Origin of the sequence: Demequina soli, from assembly GCF_000971195.1 — a bacterium.
GTDB lineage: Bacteria > Actinomycetota > Actinomycetes > Actinomycetales > Demequinaceae > Demequina > Demequina soli.
Map to the genome: position 1 here is coordinate 60,642 of NZ_BBLZ01000006.1, position 20,627 is coordinate 81,268.

At 72.8% G+C, this 20,627-nt stretch carries 16 protein-coding genes; 10 read left to right on the forward strand and 6 right to left on the reverse strand.

Annotation, left to right across the window (positions count from 1 at the left end; genetic code table 11):
- Window positions 1-8: 8 nt before the first annotated feature.
- Genes AOM04_RS12275 through AOM04_RS12290 form a run of 4 tightly spaced genes read left to right on the forward strand, consistent with a single transcriptional unit; the run spans window position 9 to window position 2,458 of the window.
- Window positions 9-461: a TraR/DksA family transcriptional regulator gene (locus AOM04_RS12275; RefSeq protein ID WP_062465077.1), complete on the forward strand. Its 453-nt coding sequence runs from the start codon at window positions 9-11 to the stop codon at window positions 459-461.
- Window positions 458-1,057 carry a signal peptidase II gene (gene lspA, locus AOM04_RS12280; RefSeq protein WP_228373719.1) on the forward strand — a complete coding sequence of 200 codons (600 nt, stop codon included), beginning with the start codon at window positions 458-460 and terminating at the stop codon, window positions 1,055-1,057. The genes AOM04_RS12275 and lspA overlap by 4 nt, the downstream gene beginning before the upstream one ends.
- Window positions 1,050-1,967 (forward strand): RluA family pseudouridine synthase, encoded by a 918-nt coding sequence (locus AOM04_RS12285; RefSeq protein WP_062465079.1) that lies wholly within the window; start codon window positions 1,050-1,052, stop codon window positions 1,965-1,967. Before lspA ends, AOM04_RS12285 begins: the two co-directional genes overlap by 8 nt.
- On the forward strand, window positions 1,967-2,458 hold the full coding sequence (locus AOM04_RS12290) for a GNAT family N-acetyltransferase (protein ID WP_062465080.1): 492 nt from the start codon (window positions 1,967-1,969) through the stop codon (window positions 2,456-2,458). Before AOM04_RS12285 ends, AOM04_RS12290 begins: the two co-directional genes overlap by 1 nt.
- Window positions 2,459-2,480: 22 nt before the next feature.
- Here AOM04_RS12290 and AOM04_RS12295 read toward each other — a convergent pair whose 3' ends face one another.
- From AOM04_RS12295 to hrpA, 3 genes are all read right to left on the reverse strand, one after another.
- Window positions 2,481-3,437 carry an alpha/beta hydrolase gene (locus tag AOM04_RS12295; protein WP_062465081.1) on the reverse strand — a complete coding sequence of 319 codons (957 nt, stop codon included), beginning with the start codon at window positions 3,435-3,437 and terminating at the stop codon, window positions 2,481-2,483.
- A 111-nt stretch (window positions 3,438-3,548) separates the two neighbouring features.
- The gene (locus tag AOM04_RS12300; protein WP_062465082.1) at window positions 3,549-4,127 is read right to left on the reverse strand and encodes a TetR/AcrR family transcriptional regulator; all 579 of its coding nucleotides are present in this window, start codon (window positions 4,125-4,127) and stop codon (window positions 3,549-3,551) included.
- A 32-nt stretch (window positions 4,128-4,159) separates the two neighbouring features.
- Complete coding sequence (gene hrpA, locus AOM04_RS12305; RefSeq protein ID WP_062465083.1) at window positions 4,160-8,290, reverse strand: ATP-dependent RNA helicase HrpA; 4,131 nt, start codon at window positions 8,288-8,290, stop codon at window positions 4,160-4,162.
- A gap of 205 nt (window positions 8,291-8,495) precedes the next feature.
- On the opposite strand from hrpA, the gene AOM04_RS12310 reads away from it, so the two are divergent.
- From AOM04_RS12310 to AOM04_RS12320, 3 genes are all read left to right on the forward strand, one after another.
- Window positions 8,496-8,714, forward strand: a complete 219-nt coding sequence (locus tag AOM04_RS12310) for a hypothetical protein (protein WP_062465084.1) — start codon at window positions 8,496-8,498, stop codon at window positions 8,712-8,714.
- An 82-nt stretch (window positions 8,715-8,796) separates the two neighbouring features.
- Window positions 8,797-12,339 (forward strand): DNA polymerase III subunit alpha, encoded by a 3,543-nt coding sequence (dnaE, locus tag AOM04_RS12315; RefSeq protein WP_062465085.1) that lies wholly within the window; start codon window positions 8,797-8,799, stop codon window positions 12,337-12,339.
- Window positions 12,340-12,397: 58 nt separating this feature from the next.
- Window positions 12,398-12,790, forward strand: a complete 393-nt coding sequence (locus tag AOM04_RS12320; RefSeq protein WP_062465086.1) for a DUF4260 domain-containing protein — start codon at window positions 12,398-12,400, stop codon at window positions 12,788-12,790.
- Here AOM04_RS12320 and AOM04_RS14680 read toward each other — a convergent pair.
- Window positions 12,777-12,917, reverse strand: coding sequence for a hypothetical protein (locus AOM04_RS14680; protein ID WP_156160736.1), 141 nt, complete (start codon window positions 12,915-12,917; stop codon window positions 12,777-12,779). The two genes, AOM04_RS12320 and AOM04_RS14680, sit on opposite strands and share 14 nt — an antisense overlap.
- A 43-nt stretch (window positions 12,918-12,960) precedes the next feature.
- Here AOM04_RS14680 and hisD point away from each other — a divergent pair, with 43 nt between their 5' ends.
- Together hisD and AOM04_RS12330 are read left to right on the forward strand one after the other, a co-directional pair.
- Window positions 12,961-14,265 (forward strand): histidinol dehydrogenase, encoded by a 1,305-nt coding sequence (gene hisD, locus AOM04_RS12325; RefSeq protein ID WP_062465087.1) that lies wholly within the window; start codon window positions 12,961-12,963, stop codon window positions 14,263-14,265.
- Window positions 14,266-14,483: 218 nt separating this feature from the next.
- Entirely contained in the window at window positions 14,484-15,686 is a 1,203-nt protein-coding gene (locus tag AOM04_RS12330; protein ID WP_062465088.1) for an Rv1352/Rv1906c domain-containing protein, read from the forward strand.
- A 66-nt stretch (window positions 15,687-15,752) separates the two neighbouring features.
- Here the strand turns inward: AOM04_RS12330 and adhP are convergent, their stop codons facing one another.
- Window positions 15,753-16,781, reverse strand: a complete 1,029-nt coding sequence (gene adhP, locus AOM04_RS12335; protein ID WP_062465089.1) for an alcohol dehydrogenase AdhP — start codon at window positions 16,779-16,781, stop codon at window positions 15,753-15,755.
- A gap of 181 nt (window positions 16,782-16,962) precedes the next feature.
- Entirely contained in the window at window positions 16,963-19,182 is a 2,220-nt protein-coding gene (locus tag AOM04_RS12340; RefSeq protein ID WP_156160737.1) for a RecQ family ATP-dependent DNA helicase, read from the reverse strand.
- 176 nt (window positions 19,183-19,358) lie between these two features.
- Here AOM04_RS12340 and AOM04_RS12345 point away from each other — a divergent pair, with 176 nt between their 5' ends.
- On the forward strand, window positions 19,359-20,624 hold the full coding sequence (locus AOM04_RS12345; protein ID WP_062465091.1) for an Nramp family divalent metal transporter: 1,266 nt from the start codon (window positions 19,359-19,361) through the stop codon (window positions 20,622-20,624).
- Window positions 20,625-20,627: the final 3 nt, after the last annotated feature.

A 20,627-nucleotide genomic window follows, 5' to 3' on the forward strand; every position in this document is an offset into this window, starting at 1 on the left:
GGACGATCATGAGCAGCACCGATGTGACCATCGTGGTGGTGGACCCGGCCGAGCTGAAGCCGGCGGATGTGAAGAAGCTTCCCGTCCGCGAGGGCGACGAGGCCTGGAAGATCTCGGACCTGCGCCAGGTCGTGGAGGTGCTCAACGCCGACGTCGAGCGCCTCGTGGCCGAGCTGGGCGTCACCGAGAGCGAGCTCGACGACCTGCTGCACACCTCCGAGGGCGCCGGTGACGACCAGGCCGACGCCGGCTCCACCGCGCTCGAGCGCGAGCAGGAGATGTCGATCGTCAACAACACGCGCGAGATGCTCGAGCAGAGCGTCGAGGCGCTGCGCCGCATCAAGAACGGCACCTACGGCGCCTGCCAGTCGTGCGGCCAGGGCATCGGCCGGGCGCGCCTCATGGCGTTCCCGCGCGCGAGCCTGTGCGTCACGTGCAAGCAGCGCGAGGAGCGTCGTTGAGCTGGAGGCCCGCGTTCTGGCTGACCGCGGCGGGAGTCGTCGCGCTCGACCAGCTCACCAAGCAGTGGGCGCTCACGGCCCTCGTGCCGTACGAGAAGCACCCGCTGCTCGGTGACCTCCTGTCCATCGAGCTCGTGTTCAACTCCGGGGCGGCGTTCAGCCTCGGCGAGTCGTCGACGTGGATCCTCACCATCGTCGCGGCGGTCGTGACCGTCGGCATCGTCTACTACGCGCGCCGCGCCCGCCCGGGCTGGCCCGTCGTGCTGTTCGGCATCGCGCTCGGCGGCGCGCTGGGCAACCTCATCGACCGCCTCCTGCGCCAGCCGTCCTTCGGCGAGGGCCACGTGGTCGACATGATCAACTACGGCGACCAGTTCATCGGCAACGTGGCGGACATCGCCATCGTCGGCGCCGCGATCGCCCTGGTCATCGCGGGCCTCGCGTCGAAGCCGATCCTCGAGCCCGAGCACGCCCCCGTGGACGATGCGCCGGCCGCCGCGGGCGACGCGACGGCACCGGCCTCGGACGGGCCCGCGGACGCCTCCCCGAGCGGCGACGACGCCGCGACGGACGACCCGGCCCACGAGCGTGGCTGACACCCGCTACCTGCCCGTCCCCGACGCGCTCGTCGGCGAGCGCGCCGACGCGGCGCTCGCGCGCATGCTGGGCCTGTCGCGCACCAAGGCGGCCGACATCCTCGACGGCGGCAACGTCATGCTCGACGGACGGGCCGTGGGCCGCTCCGACCGGCTGCACGACGGCATCCTCGCCGTCGACATCCCCGACGAACGCCCGGCCGCGCCCGAGCCGCCCATCGAGGGCGGCCTCGAGGTCGCGTACGAGGACGAGGACATCGTCGTCGTGAACAAGCCCATCGGCGTCGCGGCGCACCCGTCGCCGGGCTGGACCGGCCCCACGGTGGTGGGCGCGCTCGCGTCAGCCGGCTACCGCCTGGCCGAGGCCGGGCCGCCCGAGCGCCAGGGCATCGTCCACCGCCTCGACGTCGGCACGTCCGGCCTCATGGTGGTCGCCCGCAGCGTGCCCGCCTACAGCGTCCTCAAGCGCGCCTTCAAGGAGCGCACCGTCGAGAAGATCTACCACGCGGTCGCGCAGGGCCACCTCGACCCGACCGAGGGCACCATCGACGCGCCCATCGGGCGTCACCCCAGCTCCGACTGGAAGTTCGCGGTCGTCGAGGGCGGCAAGCCGTCGGTGACGCACTACGAGGTCCTCGAGATGTTCCCCGCGGCGTCGCTGCTGGAGATCCACCTCGAGACGGGGCGCACGCACCAGATCCGCGTGCACATGGCGGCGATGCGGCACCCGCTCGCGGGCGACCTCACGTACGGCGCCGACCCGACGCTGGCCACGCGGCTCGGGCTCACGCGCCAGTGGCTGCACGCCCACGAGCTCGCGTTCGAGCACCCCACGCGCGGCGGCGAGGTGCGCGTGACGTCGCACTACCCGGAGGATCTGGCCGCCGCGCTCGAGATCCTGCGCGGCTGATGCAGGTCTCCGTCGTCGCCTCGCGCGAAGGGCTCGAGGAGGCGCTCGCCGTGCGCTTCGCCGTCTTCGTCGACGAGCAGGGCGTGTCGCCCGACATGGAGCGCGACGCCCAGGACGACGACGCGCGCACCGTCCACGTCCTCGTGCACGCCGACGACGGCGCGGTCCTGGGCACCGGCCGTCTCCTCGCGCCGCACACCGACGAGTTCCATGCCGATCACGGCGCGATGGACCCCGCGAACCCCCACATCGGCCGGCTCGCGGTGCTCGCCGCGGCGCGCGGGACCGGCGCCGGACGCGTGCTCATGGGGGCGCTCGAGGCCGAGGCGCTGGCCCGGCACGGCGTGGATGGGTGCGTGCGCGTCGAGCTGAGCGCCCAGGACCAGGCGATGCCGTTCTACGCGCGGCTGGGCTACGTCGCGCACGGCGATGGCTACCTCGACGAGGGCATCCCGCACCACGACGCGTACAAGGACGTCGTCGCGCGCTGAGAGCCTCGCAGTGCGTACGCGATCAGCCGGCGAGCGAGTCGACGAACGCGACCGCGGCGGCGCCGATGCGGGCGCGCGCCTCATCGTGCGAGATCGTCGGCGTGCCGTCGCCGGCCTGCGTGCCGTAGTCGCCGAAGAACGCGTGGACCGCGCCGTCGACAACAGTGAAGTGCGCGTCCGCGGGGAGGTCGTCGCGGGACGCCTCGATCGCGGCGGGCGTGGACAGGCCGTCCTCGCTGCCCGAGATGGACTCGACCGCGGCCGTGAGGGACGTGCTGAGGTCGCCCGCGGGATACGAGGCGAACAGGAGCAGGCCGACCACGGGCTGGGTGTCGGCGGAGTCGTCCGCGTCGGCCTCCATCGAGGCCACCACGCCGCCGAGCGAGTGGCCGCCGACCACCCAGCGCGTGAGCTCGGGGCGCTCCTGCCGGGCGGCGTCGAGCGCGCCGACGTCGAGGAACGCGATCCCGAGCGGCTGCTTGGTGATGATGACGGTGTGACCGGCCTCGGCGAGCGGGCGCAGCACGGCGGCGTACGCGCGGGCGTCGACGAGGGCGCCCGGCTGGAACAGCACGGCGGTGCCGGAACCGTCGTGGGGCGCCATGACGATCCGGGTGGCGCTCTCGACCACCGTGACCGCGCCGTCCGACCTCATCGCGGCGAGCGCGGGCTCCTCCGCGGTGGCCGGGCGCAGCCACGCGAGGCCCGCGACCCAGCCGAGCGCGACCACGGTGCCGCCGACGCGCAGCACGCGCCGCCAGCCCGCGCGGGAGGAGCGCGCACGCAGCGACAGGATCAGCACCGCCGCGGCGGCCAGCACGGTGACGCCGAGCAGGATCGGGTAGGCCGGGTGGGCGTGCACGATGCCGCCCGACTCGGTCGCGAGCGCCCACGCGACGACCGCGAGGGCGAGCGCCGCGACGGCGCGTTCGGCCCAGCGCAGCCAGGCGGGCGCGGGGGCGGCAGGGGCGTCGGTCATCGTGGGGCTCCAGCGTGCGGTCGGGCGAGCCCGTGCGGGTCGCCATCTTCTCGACATGGTGTCGACAACTAGGGGGACTCTAGGCCTCGGGCGGCCGGCGCGGCAAGTCGCTCAGCCGCGCGCGAGGTACGGCTCGACGAGCCGTGCGACGGCCTGAGCGACCTCCTCGAGCGGGTCGCCCGTCTCGACCCGCCGGGCGCCCGCGAGCACGATCGCGTTGACGAGCTCGGTCGTGAGCGCGGGGGAGGGGTCGCCGAGCTCCTCGATCGCCGCGCGCAGAGGCTCGACGAGTGTCGCGTGGAACGCCGCGGAGCGCGGCGCGAGCTGGTCGCTCGGCACCACGGCGGACAGGGTGCGGGCGAGCGCGTGCTCGCCGTCCGCCACCAGCGCGAGGTTCTCGCGCACGTAGGCGCGGACCCGCTCCGCGGGCGTGGCAGCGGCGGCGTAGGCGGCGTCGAAGCGTCGCTGCCAGCGGGGGAACGTCTCCTCGACCACGGCCGTGAGCAGGTCCTGGCTCGACGAGAAGTAGTGGTAGACCGACGAGCGCGACAGGCCAGCGCGGCGCCCCGCGTCGCCGAGCGTGGGGATCGTGTCGGGGTGCTCGTGCATCAGGGCGACGGCGGCGTCGAGCAGCGCGGCGCGCCTCGCCGCGCGGTGCTCCACCACGGTGGCGGCGTCGATCTTGGGCACCCTGACCCCTCCCTGGACTGTGTGGGCAGAGACTATCGCGCGTGGTCCGCGCCGACGGCGGCGAGAGCCTTCCGGATCCGCTGCTCGCTCACGGGTCCGTCCGTGCCGAGCCGCTGCGCGAAGAGCGACACGCGCAGCTCCTCGATCATCCACCGCACGCCGTCGAGCGCGGCTGCCGTCTCGGGCGTCACGCGGCCCTTGGCGTGGGACGCGCGCACGGTGTCGTACTGCTCGACGGACTGCGCGACCTGCCACGCGAGCTGCGCGTCCTTGGCGGGGTCGGCCTGCGCCTTCTCGAGACGATGCGCGCCGGCCTTGAGGTAGCGCGCCAGGTGGGGCAGGCGCTCGGGCGGGGTCGCCCGGACGAATCCGTCGCCCACGAGCGCCGCGGACTGCTCGCGCAGCTCCTGCAGCGTCGACAGCAGCGACAGCGAGGTGGCGCCCCGGACCGCGACGTCGAGCTCGCGCGCGGCGGCGAGCGCGGCGGCGGCCTGGCGGGCGACGTCGAGGACGGCGTCCTCGAGGCCGGCGCGGACGCGCTCGCGCAGCTCCTCGTAGGTCGCGCGATCGCGCACGTTCCCGGCCTCGGGGGTGAGGCGTGCGATCGCGGCGGCCTGGAGGTCGTCGACGAGCGCGTCGGTGGACCGGTAGGGCGACGCGCCGAGCGCGAGCGACTCGGCGGGCGTCCAGCGCGTGGTGACGCGCCGGGTCGCGAGGCCGACCTCGGTGAGCAGGAGGCGGCGCACGCCGTGCGCGTGGGCGGCGTCGCGGCCCACGGAGTCGGCGAGGACGCGCAGCGAGGCCCGCGGGCCCTTCTCCTCGACGATCGCCGGGTAGCCGCGCGCGACCACGCCGTGCACGGTGCCCTCGACCTCGTCGGGAAGCGCGTCGAGCGCCGGCCATCCGGCCAGCGCCTCGACCTCGGCGACCGCGGCGCTCGCGGGGCGGGGCGCATCGTCCCCCGAGGAGGCGGCGGCGACGACGGCCGCGGGGCCGGGCGTGGACCGGCGCGCGGCCGCGTCCGCGGCCCGCTGCACCGCGGTGCGGACCGCGGCCTGGGCCTCGGGGGCGAGCGAGCGCTGGAGCAGCAGCAGGTCGTGGGACTCGTCGAGGATGCGGTCGCCGCCCCGGCCGCGAGGCTCGACCACGCGGAACGTCATGTGCAAGTGCGCGGGCAGCCGCTCCTCGAGGCCGTCCCACGCGTCGGCGGGGATGTCGACGTCGCGCAGCGCCAGCACCGCGCGCGTGAACGCGTCGCGGAACGGCTCGGCCATGTCGCCGGCCCGGACCACGTCGGCCCACGCGGGCAGGTGCTCGCCCATCCACGCGACGATGTCGCGCGCGGCGTCCGGCGCGGGCACCAGGAGGCGCCGCACGGGCTTGGGCAGCGCGCGGATCGTCGCCGTCACCAGCTCGGGCTGCATCCCCGGCACGAGCCAGTCGAAGCCGTCCGGCACGAGGCGGGCGAGCACTCCCACGGGAACGTGGACGGTGACCCCGTCCGCGGCGGTGCCGGGCTCGAACTGGTACGTGAGCGGCAGCTCGAGGTCGAGCTGGGGCCAGCGCTCCGGGAACTGGGAGGGGTCGACGGCGGCGCTCTCGGGCACCAGCTCGTCGAGCGTGAGGCTCAGCAGCTCCGGGTCCTCGCGGCGGGCGCCCTGCCACCAGCGGTCGAAGTGGCGCGCCGACACGATCGACGCGGGCAGGCGCGCGTCGTAGAACGCGAACAGCGTCTCCTCGTCCGCGATGAGGCCGCGGGTGCGGGAGCGCGCCTCCACCTCGGCCGCGTCCTCGAGCACGCGCTGGTTGCGGCGCCAGAAGCCGTGGTGGGTGGTCCACTCGCCCTGCACCAGGGCGTGGCGGATGAAGAGGTCGCGCGCCTCGTCCGGGTTCACCTTGGCCCACAGCACGGGCCGGTCGGCGACGATCGGCACGCCGTACAGCAGCACCTTCTCCGAGGCCATCGCGGCGCCACGCTTGGAGGACCAGTGCGGCTCGGAGTACGTGCGCTTGGCGAGGTCGCCCGCGAGGTCCTCGGCCCACGCGGGGTCGATGCGCGCGACGTCGCGGGCCCACAGCCGCGACGTCTCCACGAGCTCGGCGGCCATCAGGAACTCCGGCGGCTTCTTGGACAGCGGCGAGCCGGGGTTGATCGCGAACCGGATCCCGCGCGCGCCGATGAACTCGTTGGACGCGCGCTTGCGCGCCTTCCGCATCTCCTTCGCGCGCGCCTCGCCCTTGAGATGGGTGAAGGAGCTCGCCTTGAGCTGCAGCACGTCCTGCGCGCCGACCTGCGACAGCAGGCCCGCGAGGATCGACCGATGGATCGCGTCGTCGTCCCAGACGTGCCTGAGCGCCCCGGTGCCCTCCGCATCGTCCACGGGGGATGGCTTGCGGTAGGGCATCTCGATGTCGAGGCCCTTGGCGGACTCGCGGATCTGCTGGACCAGGTCCTGCCACTCGCGCACGCGCAGGAAGTTGAGCATCTCGGACCGGCACAGGCGCCGGAACTGGTTGCCCGACAGCGCGTGCTGGCGCTCGCGCACGTGCTCCCAGAGGTTGAGGTAGGACAGCAGGTCGGAGGTGGGATCGGCGAAGCGACGATGCAGGAGGTCCGCCTCCTCGCGGCGCTCGGTCGGGCGCTCGCGGGGGTCCTGGATGGACAGCGCGGCGGCGATGACGGCGACCTCGCGGGCGACGCCGTGGCGCGCGCCCTCGACGATCATGCGGGCCTGGCGCGGGTCCATCGGCAGGCGGGCGAGCATGCGGCCGATGTCGGTGAGCGCCGTGCGGCCGTCGCTCGTCGTGATCGCGCCGAGCTCGCTCAGCAGCTGCACGCCGTCGCGGATCGCGCGCGTGTCCGGCGGCTCGACGAACGGGAAGCGGGCGACGTCCTCGGGGCTCGCCACGACGCCCACGGAGATCATCTGCAGCAGCACGCTCGCGAGCGACGTGCGCAGGATCTCGGGCTCGGTGAAGGCGGGGCGGCCCGCGAAGTCCTCCTCGGAGTACAGGCGGATCGCGATGCCGTCGGCGAGGCGGCCGGCGCGGCCCGAGCGCTGCCGGGCCGAGGCCTGCGAGATCGGCTCGATGGGCAGGCGCTGGACCTTGGTGGCCTTGGAGTAGCGCGAGATGCGCGCCGTGCCGGGGTCGACGACGTAGTTGATGCCGGGCACCGTGAGCGAGGTCTCGGCGACGTTGGTCGCCAGCACGATGCGCCGGGCCGTGTGCCGCTCGAAGACGCGGTGCTGGTCGGCGGCGCTGAGGCGCGAGTAGAGCGGCAGGATCTCGACGCGGCGGGGGTGGCGCGGGTCGCGCGCGCGGTCGCCCAGGTGCGCCTCGAGGCCGTCGGCGGCGTCGCGGATCTCCCGCTCTCCGGACAGGAACACGAGGACGTCGCCGTCGCCCCACGTCATGAGCTCGTCGCACGCGTCGACGATGCCCGTCACCAGGTCCCGCTCCTCGCCCCTGGACTCGCCCTCGAGCGGGCGGTAGAGGATCTCGACCGGGTAGGTGCGGCCGGTGACCTCGACGACCGGGGCGGTGGGCGCATCGTCCGGCGCGTCCGCCGCGAGCGGGCCGCCGGGCGCGAAGTGGCGCGCGAAGCGGTCGGAGTCGATGGTCGCCGAGGTGATGACGATCTTCAGGTCGGGGCGGCGCGGCAGCAGGTTGGTGAGGTAGCCGAGGAGGAAGTCGATGTTGAGGCTGCGCTCGTGGGCCTCGTCGATGATGAGGGTGTCGTAGGCCAGCAGGTCGGGGTCGCGCTGGATCTGCGCGAGCAGGATGCCGTCCGTCATCACCTTGACGAGCGTGTTCTCCGAGCTCTGGTCGGTGAAGCGCACCTGGTAGCCGACGATCCCGCCGAGCTCCGTGCCGATCTCCTCGGCGATCCGCTCGGCGACCGAGCGCGCGGCGATGCGCCGGGGCTGCGTGTGGCCGATCTGCCCCGCGCGCCCGCGTCCCAGGTCGAGGCAGATCTTGGGCAGCTGCGTGGTCTTGCCCGAGCCGGTCTCGCCGGCGACGATCACCACCTGGTGGTCGCGGATCGCGGCGGCGATCTCCTCGCGGCGCGCGGAGACCGGCAGCTGCGCCGGGTAGGCGATGGCCGGGACCTCGACGGCGGCCCGGCGCTCGGCGGCGGCGGCCAGGGCGCGCGTGCTCACCCGGGGACGATGCGCCTCGTCCCTTCGCGGTCCGCCGCGCCCGCGCCGGGAGTTGCGTCGGGGCCGGGTCTGCTCGCTCACCCGGACATTCTTCCAGGCCCCGCCGACACCGGATCCCGTTCCGTCCACCACCCCCACAAGTGGGGGATATGCAGGCGCGACGCCGCGCGGATAGGTTCGGTCCGCGACGACGGAGGGGGAGACCATGCGCGTGGGGCTCGCGGTGGCGGTGGGGGCGGTGCTGGCGCTCGGGGGATGCGCGGACGCCGCCACGGAGGCGGCGCCTCCCGTCGAGGCGCCGATCGCGGCCGCCACGACCGCGCCCATCACGGCCGGGACCCCCGAGCTGCGGGGCGATCCGACCGCCGCGCTGCCGACGGTCGAGCTCGCCGCGGATCGCGTCGCGGGGCATCCCGGGGCCTGACGAGGCGCGACGCGCCTCGACACCCCGACCCGACCCGCGCATCGTCCCGTCGCTGTCGGTGGCGGCTCCTAGAATCGTCCCCATGCCGGGTAAGGATTTCGTTCATCTCCACGTCCACACCGAGTACTCGATGCTGGACGGTGCGGCGAAGATCGGCGACCTGTTCAGCGAGGCCGAGCGGCTCGGCCAGAAGGCGATCGCGACCACCGACCACGGCTACCTGTTCGGCGCGTACGAGTTCTGGAACAAGGCGCAGGCCACCGGCGTGAAGCCGATCATCGGGCTCGAGGCGTACCTCACGCCGGGCACCGCGCGCGGCGACCGCACCCGCGTGCGCTGGGGCGAGCGCGGGCAGGAGTCCGACGACGTCAGCTCGGGCGGCGCCTACACGCACGCGACCATGTGGGCGCGCGACACCGCCGGCATGCACAACCTGTTCCGGCTGGCGTCCTACGCGTCGCTCGAGGGGCACTTCTACAAGGCGCGCATGGACCGCGACCTGCTGCAGCGCTTCTCGAAGGGCATCATCGCGACCACCGGCTGCCCGTCGGGCGAGGTGCAGACCCGCCTGCGCCTGGGACAGTACGACGAGGCGCTCAAGGCCGCCGCCGAGTTCCAGGACATCTTCGGCAAGGACTCCTACTACGTCGAGCTGATGGACCACGGCCTCGACATCGAGAAGCGCGTGTTCGAGGACCTGCTGCGCATCTCCAAGGCGATCGGCGCCCCGCTCGTCGCGACCAACGACCTCCACTACACCAAGAAGGAGGACGCGACCGCGCACGAGGCGCTGCTGTGCGTGCAGTCGGGATCGACGCTGAGCGAGCCCACGTACGACAACGGCGGCAAGCGCTTCGCGTTCTCGGGCGACGGGTACTACGTGAAGTCGTCCGAGGAGATGTGGGACATCTGGGGCGACTACCCCGAGGCGCTCACCAACACCCTCGCGATCGCCGAGCAGTGCGAGGTGTCCTTCAACACCAAGGCCGACTACATGCCGGTCTTCGACTGCCCTCCGGGCGAGGACGAGCACTCGTGGTTCGTCAAGGAGGTCCAGAAGGGCCTGCACGAGCGCTTCGGCCCCGAGATCCCCGCCCACGTGCAGGAGCGCGCGAACTTCGAGATCGAGGTCATCGCGGGCAAGGGCTACCCGGGCTACTTCCTGGTGGTCGCCGACTTCATCCAGTGGTCCAAGGACAACGGCATCCGCGTCGGACCGGGCCGCGGCTCCGGCGCCGGGTCGATGGCCGCGTACGCGATGAAGATCACGGACATCGACCCCATCGTCCACCAGCTGTACTTCGAGCGCTTCCTCAACCCGGAGCGCGAGTCCAAGCCCGACTTCGACATCGACTTCGACGAGCGCAGGCGCGGCGAGGTGATCCAGTACGTCACGCAGAAGTACGGCCAGGAGCGCGTCTCCATGATCGTCACGTACGGCACCATCAAGGCGAAGCAGGCGCTCAAGGACTCGACGCGCGTGCTCGGCAAGCCGTTCTCGCTCGGCGAGCAGCTGACCAAGGCGTACCCCGAGGCGATCATGGGCAAGGACATGCCCCTGATCGGCGTCACCGACACCGCCCACCCGCGCCACTACGAGGGCGAGGACTTCCGCACGCTGCTCGCGCAGGATCCCGACGCGCAGCAGGTGTTCGAGCTCGCGCAGGGCCTCGAGGGCCTCAAGCGCCAGTGGGGCGTGCACGCGGCCGGCGTCATCATGTCGTCCGACCCGCTGATCGACATCATCCCGATCATGCGACGCGAGCAGGACGGCGCGGTGATCACGCAGTTCGACTACCCGACGTGCGAGACGCTCGGCCTGGTCAAGATGGACTTCCTGGGCCTGCGCAACCTCACCATCCTCGACGACGCGCTCGAGAACATCGTGGACAACGGCAAGGAGCCGCTGGTCCTGGAGGAGCTCGAGCTCGCGGACGAGGGCACCTTCGACCTGCTCGCCCGCGGCGACACGCTCGGCGTGTTCCAGCTCGACGGCAACGCGATGCGCCAGCTGCTGCGTCAGATGAGGCCCGACACGTTCGAGGACATCTCCGCCGTCCTGGCGCTGTACCGCCCCGGCCCGATGGGCATGAACTCTCACACCAACTACGCGGAGCGCAAGAACGGGCGGCAGGAGATCCAGCCGATCCACCCCGAGCTCGACGAGCCGCTCAAGGAGGTCCTCGGGATCACCTACGGCCTCATCGTGTACCAGGAGCAGGTCCAGCGCATCGCGCAGATCGTCGCCGGGTACACGCTGGGCGCGGCCGACCTGCTGCGTCGCGCCATGGGAAAGAAGAAGAAGGAGATCCTCGACAAGGAGTTCGAGCCCTTCAAGAACGGCGCGCTCGAGCGCGGCTTCTCCCTCGAGGCGATCAACGCGCTGTGGGAGACGATGCTCCCGTTCGCGGACTACGCGTTCAACAAGGCGCACACGGCCGCGTACGGCGTCCTGTCCTTCTGGACCGCGTACCTCAAGGCGCACTACCCGACCGAGTTCATGGCGGCGCTGCTCACCTCGGTGGGCACCGACAAGGACAAGTCCGCGCTGTACCTGGCCGAGTGCCGGCGCATGGGCATCACGGTGCTGCCGCCGGACGTCAACGAGTCCAAGGCGACCTTCGCGGCCGTCGGCGGCGACATCCGCTTCGGTCTCACCGCCGTGCGCAACGTGGGCGCCAACGTGGTCGCGGAGATCGTCAAGGCGCGCACCGAGAAGGGCGCCTTCACGTCCTTCCAGGACTTCCTCGACAAGGTCTCCGCGACGGTGTGCAACAAGCGCACCATCGACTCGCTCATCAAGGCCGGCGCCTTCGACTCGATGGGGTACTCGCGCCGCGCCCTCAACGCGGTGCACGAGCAGGCGATCGACTCGGTCATCGGTGTGAAGCGCCAGGAGGCCACGGGCCAGTTCGACCTGTTCGCCGACGTCGAGGACCTCGGCGGGGGAGTCACGGTCGAGGTGCCCACGCTCGACGAGTGGGACAAGAAGACCAAGCTCAACCTCGAGCGCGACATGCTCGGCCTCTACGTCTCCGACCATCCGCTGTCGGGCCTGGACCACGTGATCCGCGCCGAGGCCTCGCACCAGATCCTCAACGCGACCCCGTCGCACGGTGTGCAGGACGGCTCGCAGATCACGCTCGCGGGGCTGGTGACCCGCGTCGACCGCCGCATCGCGAAGTCGGGCAACCCGTACGCGATCCTCACTCTCGAGGACATGTCGGGCGAGACGGAGATCTCGTTCTTCTCGAAGGTCTACGAGACGTTCGGGCGCGACCTCGCCGAGGACGCGGTGCTCGCGATCAAGGTGCGTGGGCGCGAGCGCGGCGACGGCGGGCTCCAGTTCTCCGCGATCGACGTGCGTATCCCCAACATCAACCAGGTCGACACCTCGCCCGTCGCGATCACGGTGCCGGCGGCGCGCGTGACCGCGCCGCTCGTGGACCAGGTCAAGGGGATCCTGCGCGCGCACCCCGGCTCGATCGAGGTGCGGATGGTGCTCACCGGGCCCGACAAGCCGCTCACGATGCGCCTGGGCAACGAGTTCCGGGTGGCCCGGTCCTCGGCTCTGTACGGCGACCTCAAGGCGGCGCTCGGCCCCAACTGCCTCGTCGGCGTGTAGCAAGGCTCTCCGCGCGGTGCATGGGTGGCGCGCGACCGCGATCGCCTAGGTTCGGGTCATGACGGTCATCCGCTGGCAGCGACTCGAGGGCGGCGCGATCGCGCTCGCGGCCGCCGCCGCGGGTCCGCTCGCCTTCGGGTTCGCCTGGTGGTGGCCGGTCGCGCTCTTCCTCGCGTTCGACCTCAGCGCGCTCGGCTATGCGGCGGGGCCGCGTGTCGGGGCGGCGCTCTACAACGCGGGCCACTCGTACGCGGGCGCGGTCGTCTGCGCGGCGGTGTTCGCGCTCACCGGTGCCGACGCCTGGGCGATCGTTGCGCTCGCGTGGGCGGTCCACATCGGGCTCGACCGCGCGCTCGGCTACGGGCTCAAGCACCCCGACGCGTTCCAGCACACGCACCTGGGCTGGATCGGGCGCGCGGCGCCCGGGGAGGGGGAGCTCAGAGCACGCTGAGCATCGCGGCCGCCACCACGGCGACCAGCCCCAGCCCGGCCAGCGCGACACCCCGGACACGCCGCGCGCGCACCGGCGCCGACGCATCGTCCGCCCGCGCGCGCTCCTCCCACTCGACGCACTCCATGGGCCAAGCCTGCCATGACGCCGTCCCCACTAGAGTGGAGCGCGTGCTGACCAGGATCGACCTTCGCGACCAGGACCTGACCGCCCGCGAGCTGCTCGCCGTGGTGCCGCGCGCCGACGTCAACGTGGGCGACGCGCTCGCGGTCGTCGAGCCGATCATCGCCGACGTCCGCACGCGCGGCGAGGCGGCGCTGAAGGAGCTCGGCGAGCGCTTCGACGGCGTGGTGCCGGAGCACCTGCGGGTGCCGCTGGAAGCGATCGACCAGGCGCTCGAGACGCTCGACCCCGCCGTGCGCTCGGGCCTCGAGGAGGCCATCGACCGCGTGGGCCGGTACCACCGTGCGACGGTCCCGCCGCCGGTCGACGTCGAGCTCGCGCCCGGCGCGGTGGTGTCGCAGCGCTGGATCCCCGTGGGCCGCGTGGGCCTGTACGTGCCCGGCGGCCTTGCCGTCTACCCGAGCTCGGTCGTGATGAACGTGGTGACCGCGCAGGCGGCCGGCGTGCCGTCGATCGCGGTCGCGAGCCCGCCTCAGAAGGCATTCGGCGGGCTGCCGCACCCGACCATCCTCGCGGCGTGCGCGCTGCTGGGCGTGACCGAGGTCTACGCCGTCGGCGGCGCGCAGGCGATCGCGATGCTCGCGCACGGCGTCGAGGGCCTGTGCGATCCCGTCGACGTCATCACCGGCCCGGGCAACGTCTACGTCGCGGCGGCCAAGCGCGCGGTCAACGGCGTGGTGGGCATCGACGCGGAGGCGGGCCCCACCGAGATCGCGGTCATCGCCGACGCGACCGCCACGCCCCGGTACGTGGCAGCGGACCTGCTCAGCCAGGCGGAGCACGACCCGATGGCCGGCTCGGTCCTCATCACCGACTCCGTCGAGCTCGCCGAGGCGGTCGAGCGCGAGCTCGGCGCCCTCGCGGACGCCACCAAGCACCTCGCGCGCACCAAGGAGGCGCTCACCGGGCGTCAGAGCGCGATCATCCTCACCTCGGGCATCGACCAGTCCGTGGCGGTCGCCGACGCGTACGGCGCCGAGCACCTCGAGATCCACACCTCCGACGCCCGCGCGGTCGCCCGGCGCATCCGCAACGCCGGCGCGATCTTCGTGGGCGAGCACTCGCCGGTGCCGCTCGGCGACTACCTCGCCGGCTCCAACCACGTGCTGCCGACGGGCGGCACGGCGCGGTTCGCGTCGGGCCTCGGGGTCACCGCGTTCCTCAAGGCCGTGTCCTTCATCGACTACTCGGCCGACGCCCTCGCGGAGGTGGGGGAGAAGGTGGTCGCGCTCGCGAACGCCGAGGACCTTCCGGCCCACGGCGAGGCGATCCGCGCGCGCCTCGACGGCTGACGCACGGTCCGCGGCGGGGGACGATGCGCCGTCCGGCCGGGGTGCGCGCACCCGCCCACGGACATGCATCGAGGGCCACCACGGCATGACATCGTTCTCGTGTCTCCACTGGTAGACACGCCGATGTCGGCTTATTCACACCAATGCATAAACCCGGTGCCAAAACCTGGGATAGTCCTCCCATCGCCACAATGGCGTATTCCTCAGGGGGAACATCGATGACTCATCTCCAGGCGCCCAAGCGCCTCTCTGGACGGCTGCTCGCGACCTCGCTCGCGGTCGCGGCCGGCCTCACCATCCTCGTGCCCGCGGCGGCCGACGCCAGCACCACTGCGACGGCCCTCGCGCCCAGCACCGTGACCGTCGCCGGCACCGTGCAGACGGCCACCACGACCCTGCCGAAGTTCACGTCCGTCCGGACCCCGATGATCTCGGGCACCAAGAAGGTCGGCTCGACGCTCTCCGCCACCGTCGCGTCGTGGAAGCCCTCCGCGACCTTCACGTACCAGTGGAAGCGCAACGGCGTCGCGATCGCGGGCGCCACCAAGGCGACCTACCGCCTGACGTGCGACGACCGCGGCTCGCGAATCTCCGTCAAGATCGTCGGCACGCACCGCGGGTACGCGGCCGCGACCCGCACGTCGAAGCCGACCGACACGATCACCACGGGCGTCATCTGCGCGCAGCGCCCGACGATCGAGGGCACCGCCCAGGCCGGCAAGACCCTCACGGCGCGGGTCGGCACCATCTACCCGGGCAACGTGCGCGCGAGCTACCAGTGGCTCCGCAACGGCGTCGTGATCTCGGGCGCGACCCACCAGTCCTACGCGGTCGTCAACCGTGACGCGGGCAAGAAGCTCTCGGTCAAGGTGTCCTACCACCGCGACGACCTCAAGACCATCGTGAAGACGACCGTGCAGACGAAGACCGTCGCGCCGCGCGCCAAGGTCGCGGTCGAGGACGGCCGCTATGCCGTCGGTACCCAGATCAAGGCGGGCACGTACTACCGCACGGGCAGCGACTACTGCTACTGGGAGCGCGGCGAGGACGGCAAGACCAACCCGCACGGCTGGGTCAACGCCCCCTACCGCGTCTACATGACGGTCCTGCCGACCGACGACTACTTCTACACCGAGGGCTGCAACGGCTGGACGCTGTCCGACGGCACGGGCGCCGGCTCCGGCCGCACGTCCATCACGCAGGACGGCATGTACCTGGTCGGCGCCGACATCGCGCCCGGCGTCTACAAGACGACCACCTCGACCACCGAGTGCTACATGCAGCTCGACCAGGACGCGTCCATGCGTGCGGGCAAGAGCCTCGGCTACAACATGGGCAAGCGCGCCGTGTGGGAGATCTCGCTCAGCAAGGGCCAGGTCTTCACCACGTGGGACTGCGGCACGCTGACCCGCGAGTCCTGAGCCTTCGGGCACGGAACGAAGGGGCGTCGCGCGAGCGGCGCCCCTTCGTCGTCCCCGGCGGCCGGCTCAGCCCATCTCGAGCACGATGCGCCCGTCGATGTCGCCCTTGAGCATGTCGTCGAACACGGCGTTGATGTCGTCGAGGTGGAGGGTCGTGATCGTCGGCACGATCTTGCCGCGCGCGAAGAAGTCGATCGCCTCCTCCATGTCGCGCCGCGTGCCCACGATCGAGCCGCGGATGGTCCACGCGTTGAGCACCACCGAGAAGATGTCCACCGGGAAGGACTCGGGCGGCAGGCCCACCAGCGTGACGGTGCCGCCGCGCCGCAGCGAGGTGAGCGCCTGCGGGAACGCCTTGCCGTTGACCGCGGTGACGAGCGCGCCGTGCACCCCGCCGCCCGTGATGGCGCGGATCTCCGCCGCCGCGTCCTCGGACGTCGCCGCGTTGACGCCCAGCTCGGCGCCGTGCTTGATCGCCAGCGCGAGCTTGCGCTCGTCGATGTCGACCGCGACGACGCGCCGTCCCATCGCCACGGCGTACTGCACCGCGATGTGGCCCAGCCCGCCGATGCCCGAGATGAGCACCCAGTCGCCGGGCTTCGTGTCCGTCATCTTGAGGCCCTTGTAGACCGTGACGCCGGCGCACAGGATCGGGGCCGCCTGCGCGAGGTCCACGCCCGCGGGCAGGATCGGGCAGTAGCGCGAGTCCACGACCATGTACTCGCCGAACGAGCCGTTCACCGAGTAGCCGCCGTTGCGCTGCTTCGGGCACAGGGTCTCCCAGCCCTGCTCGCAGTACTCGCACTCGCCGCATGCGGACCACAGCCACGCGTTGCCGACCACGTCGCCGACGGCGATGCGGGTGACGCGCTCGCCGACCGCGACGACGGCGCCGACGCCCTCGTGGCCCGGCACGAACGGCGGCGCGGGCTTGACCGGCCAGTCGCCGTGAGCGGCGTGGAGGTCCGTGTGACAGACGCCGGTGTGCGTCACCTTGACCAGGGCCTCGTAGCCCGTGGGCTCGGGCAGGGGGACGTCGCTGACGTCCAGCGGTTCTCCGAAAGCACGGACCACTGCCGCGCGGAACGCATCCATCGCTCACTCCTTCGTGGGTGGATCGCCGGCGCCCGGACGGGTGCCGGTCACCTCAGTCCTATGCCGGGACCCTGGTCCCGTGTCGGGACCTAGGTCACGGCCGGTCATCACCGCGGACGATGCGCGGCATCGTCCCCGCGAGCCTTACCCTCGTGCCGGCGACGGGAGAGGCTGGCCCGCGTCACCTCTGGCCGAGCACGAACGGGTGGACCGCCGCCGCGCCGGCCTGGCGGAGCAGACGAGCCGCCACCGTGAGCGTCCAGCCCGAGTCCGTCATGTCGTCGACGAGCAGCACGCGACGGCCGGCGATCCGGGCACCGGCGTCGGGGCCGCCTTCGAGCGTGAGCCGGCGTGCCACGCCGGCGAGGCGGATCGCGGAGTTGACGTCATGCCGGTCGGGTCCGGGACGGTCGGCCGCGGGGCCGACGGCGCCCACGGTCGGCACACCCAGCCAGCGTGCCAACCCGCCCGCGAGATGCTCGACCAGCACCGGCCGTGTCGCCGAGCGCACCATCACGACCCCGTCCAGCACCGTGCGACGTGCGTCGGGGTCCTCGGCCGACGGGCCCCAGATCGCGTCCCAGTCCTGCAGCACGCGCACGGCGGCGGTGCGCAGCGGCACCGGGGTCTCCCCGTCGAGCGGGCGCCCGTCGGGGTCTCCGGCCTCGAGCAGATCGCGGAGCTGCACCGACCACCCGAGCCCGTCGAGCCGGGCGACCGCGCGCCCGGGCTCGGCCTGCGCGTCCGCCGGGATGCGTCCCTTGAGGTCCAGCCCGAGCGTGGCGAGCCCCGTGGGCCACTGCCGACGTGGAACCAGCTCCACGCCCACCCGGTCGAGCCCCGCCTGGGCCTCTGCCACCGCATCGTCGCTGGGCGCGGCCGGCAGGACGACGCCGCCACACCCATCGCAGCGTCCGCAGGTCCATCCGGTCTCGAGCTCGGGATCGTCGAGCACCCGGCGGAGGAAGGCCATGCGGCAGCCGTCGGGGGCGCCGGGGGACAGCCGCTGGTAGGCGAGCATCGTCTCCTCCTCCGCGCGTCGCGCCTGGGCGACCCGGGCGTAGCGCTCCGCGTCGTAGGACCACGGCTGCCCGGTGGCGATCCACCCGCCCTGCACGCGCCGCACCGCGCCGTCCACGTCGAGCACCTTGAGCATGGCCTCGAGCCGTCCGCGCCGGAGGTCGACCCGCGCCTCGAGGGCCGGGATCGACGTGGGAGCGTCGGAGGAGAGAGCGGCCAAGGTCGTGCGCACCGTCTCCTCGGCAGGGAAGGCCTGCGACCCGAACCACTCCCAGATCGCGCGATCCTCGCGCCCGGGCAGCAGCACCACCGTCGCCCGGTCCACGCCGCGGCCCGCGCGCCCCACCTGCTGGTAGTACGCGATGGGCGAGGACGGCGCGCCGAGGTGGACCACGAACGCGAGGTCGGGCTTGTCGAAGCCCATGCCGAGCGCGGAGGTCGCGATCAGAGCCTTGACGCGGTTGTCCTTGAGGTCGCCCTCGAGCCGCTCGCGCTCCGCCGGGTCGGTCTGACCGGTGTACGACGCGACCTCCAGGCCGGCGGACCGCAGCTGTGAGGCGACCTCCTCCGCGGCGGAGACCGTGAGGCAGTACACGATGCCCGAGCCGTCGATCGACCCGAGCGACTGTGCGAGCCATGCCACCCGGGCGGCGGGGTCCGGGAGCTCCATGACCGCGAGGTGCAGGGACTCGCGGTCGAGAGCGCCGCGCAGCACCAGCACCTCCATGCCCGCGTCGTCGCCCGTCACGCCGAGCTGCTCGGCCACGTCGGCGGTGACGCGGGCGTTCGCCGTCGCCGTGGTCGCGAGCACGGGGATGTCGGCGGGCAGGTCCGCGAGCAGGGTACGGATGCGCCGGTAGTCGGGGCGGAAGTCATGTCCCCAGTCGGAGATGCAGTGGGCCTCGTCGATCACCACCAGGCCGGCGTCGGCGGCGAGGCGGGGGAGCACCTCGTCCCGGAAGGCCGGGTTGTTGAGCCGCTCGGGTGAGCACAGCAGCACGTCGATCTCGCCGCGCGCGATGGCCGCGTGGACGTCCTCCCACTCGGTGACGTTCGCGGAGTTCACCGTGGCCGCGCGGATGCCGGCACGCGCGGCCGCGGCGATCTGGTCGCGCATCAGGGCGAGCAGCGGCGACACGATGACGGTGGGCCCGGCGCCGCGGTCGCGCAGCAGGCGCGTGGCGACGAAGTAGACGGCCGACTTTCCCCAGCCGGTGCGCTGGACCACGAGGGCCCGCGCGCGGCGCGACACGAGGGCCTCGATCGCGGTCCACTGGTCCTCGCGCAGCGCCGCGTCGTCGCGGCCCACGAGGCGCCGCAGCGCCGCCTCCGCGTCGAGACGGAGGGGCGCTGCGGCGGTGGTGGGGACGGTCTCGACCATCCCCCGATGGTAGGGCGGGGGTCCGACAAGCCGGATCGGCATGCCCCCGCGCCACGGGGTCTCGGTCCATCGTGAGGACGATGCGCCCGTCCCGCCCACGCGCGCCGAAAGTTCGGCTAGCCTAACTTCGAGCGACGGCGCCCGTGGGGCGTCGCGCACGGACGGACGGAGCACGGGTGTCGAGCACGGTGGTCGAGCGGAACCGCGCGAGGTCGGGACGCGCGCGGGGACCGGTCCGGCGCATCGTCACCTTGATCGGCCCCGCGTTCGTGGCGGCCGTCGCGTACGTCGACCCCGGCAACGTCGCCGCGAACCTCACCGCCGGCGCCGAGTACGGCTACCTGCTCGTGTGGGTCCTCGTCGCGTCGAACCTCATGGCGGTCCTGATCCAGTACACGTCGGCCAAGCTCGGCCTCGTGACGGGGCGCTCGATGCCCGAGCTGCTGCGCGACCGCCTGGGGCGCCGCGGCCGCCTCGCGTACTGGGCGCAGGCCGAGGTGGTCGCGGCGATGACCGACCTCGCGGAGGTGATCGGCGGCGCCCTCGCGCTGCACCTGCTGTTCGGCCTGCCGCTCGTGCTCGGCGGGCTCATCGTGGGCCTCGTGTCGCTCGGCCTGCTCGCCGTGCAGACCCGGCACGGGCAGCGGCGCTTCGAGGTGGTCATCATGGCGCTCCTCGCGGTGATCGCGATCGGCTTCATGGCCGGGCTCGTGGTGTCCGACACCGACTGGGCGGGCGCCGCGGGCGGCCTCGTGCCCCGCTTCGAGGGCCCGGGCACCGTGCTGCTCGCCGCGTCGATGCTCGGCGCGACCGTCATGCCGCACGTCATCTACCTGCACAGCTCGCTGTCGCGCGACCGCCACGGCGTCGGCCACGACGCGGGCCGGCTGCGCCGCCTGCTGCACGCCACGAAGTGGGACGTCGGCCTGTCGCTGGTCATCGCGGGATCGGTCAACATCGCGATGCTGCTGCTCGCGGCGGGCAGCCTGCGCGGGGCCAGCGGCACCGACTCGATCGAGGGCGCGCACGCCGCGATCGAGGCGGCGCTCGGGCCGTGGATCGCCGGGGCGTTCGCGGTGGGCCTGCTCGCCTCGGGGCTCGCCTCGACCTCGGTCGGCTGCTACGCGGGCTCGGCGATCATGGGCGGGTTGCTGCACCGCCACATCCCGGTGTGGCTGCGCCGCACGCTCACGCTGCTGCCCGCGCTCGTGGTGCTCGGCGCGGGGGCGAACCCGACGTGGGCGCTCGTGGTGTCGCAGGTGGTGCTCAGCCTCGGCATCCCGTTCGCGGCGATCCCGCTGGTGCGCCTCACGTCGGACCGCGCGGTGATGGGGGAGCACGTCAACACGCGCGCCGTGCAGGCGGTCGCGTGGACCGTCGTGGCGCTCATCGTCGCGCTCAACGCCGCGCTCCTGGTGATGACGCTGTCCGGGCAGGTGTGAGCG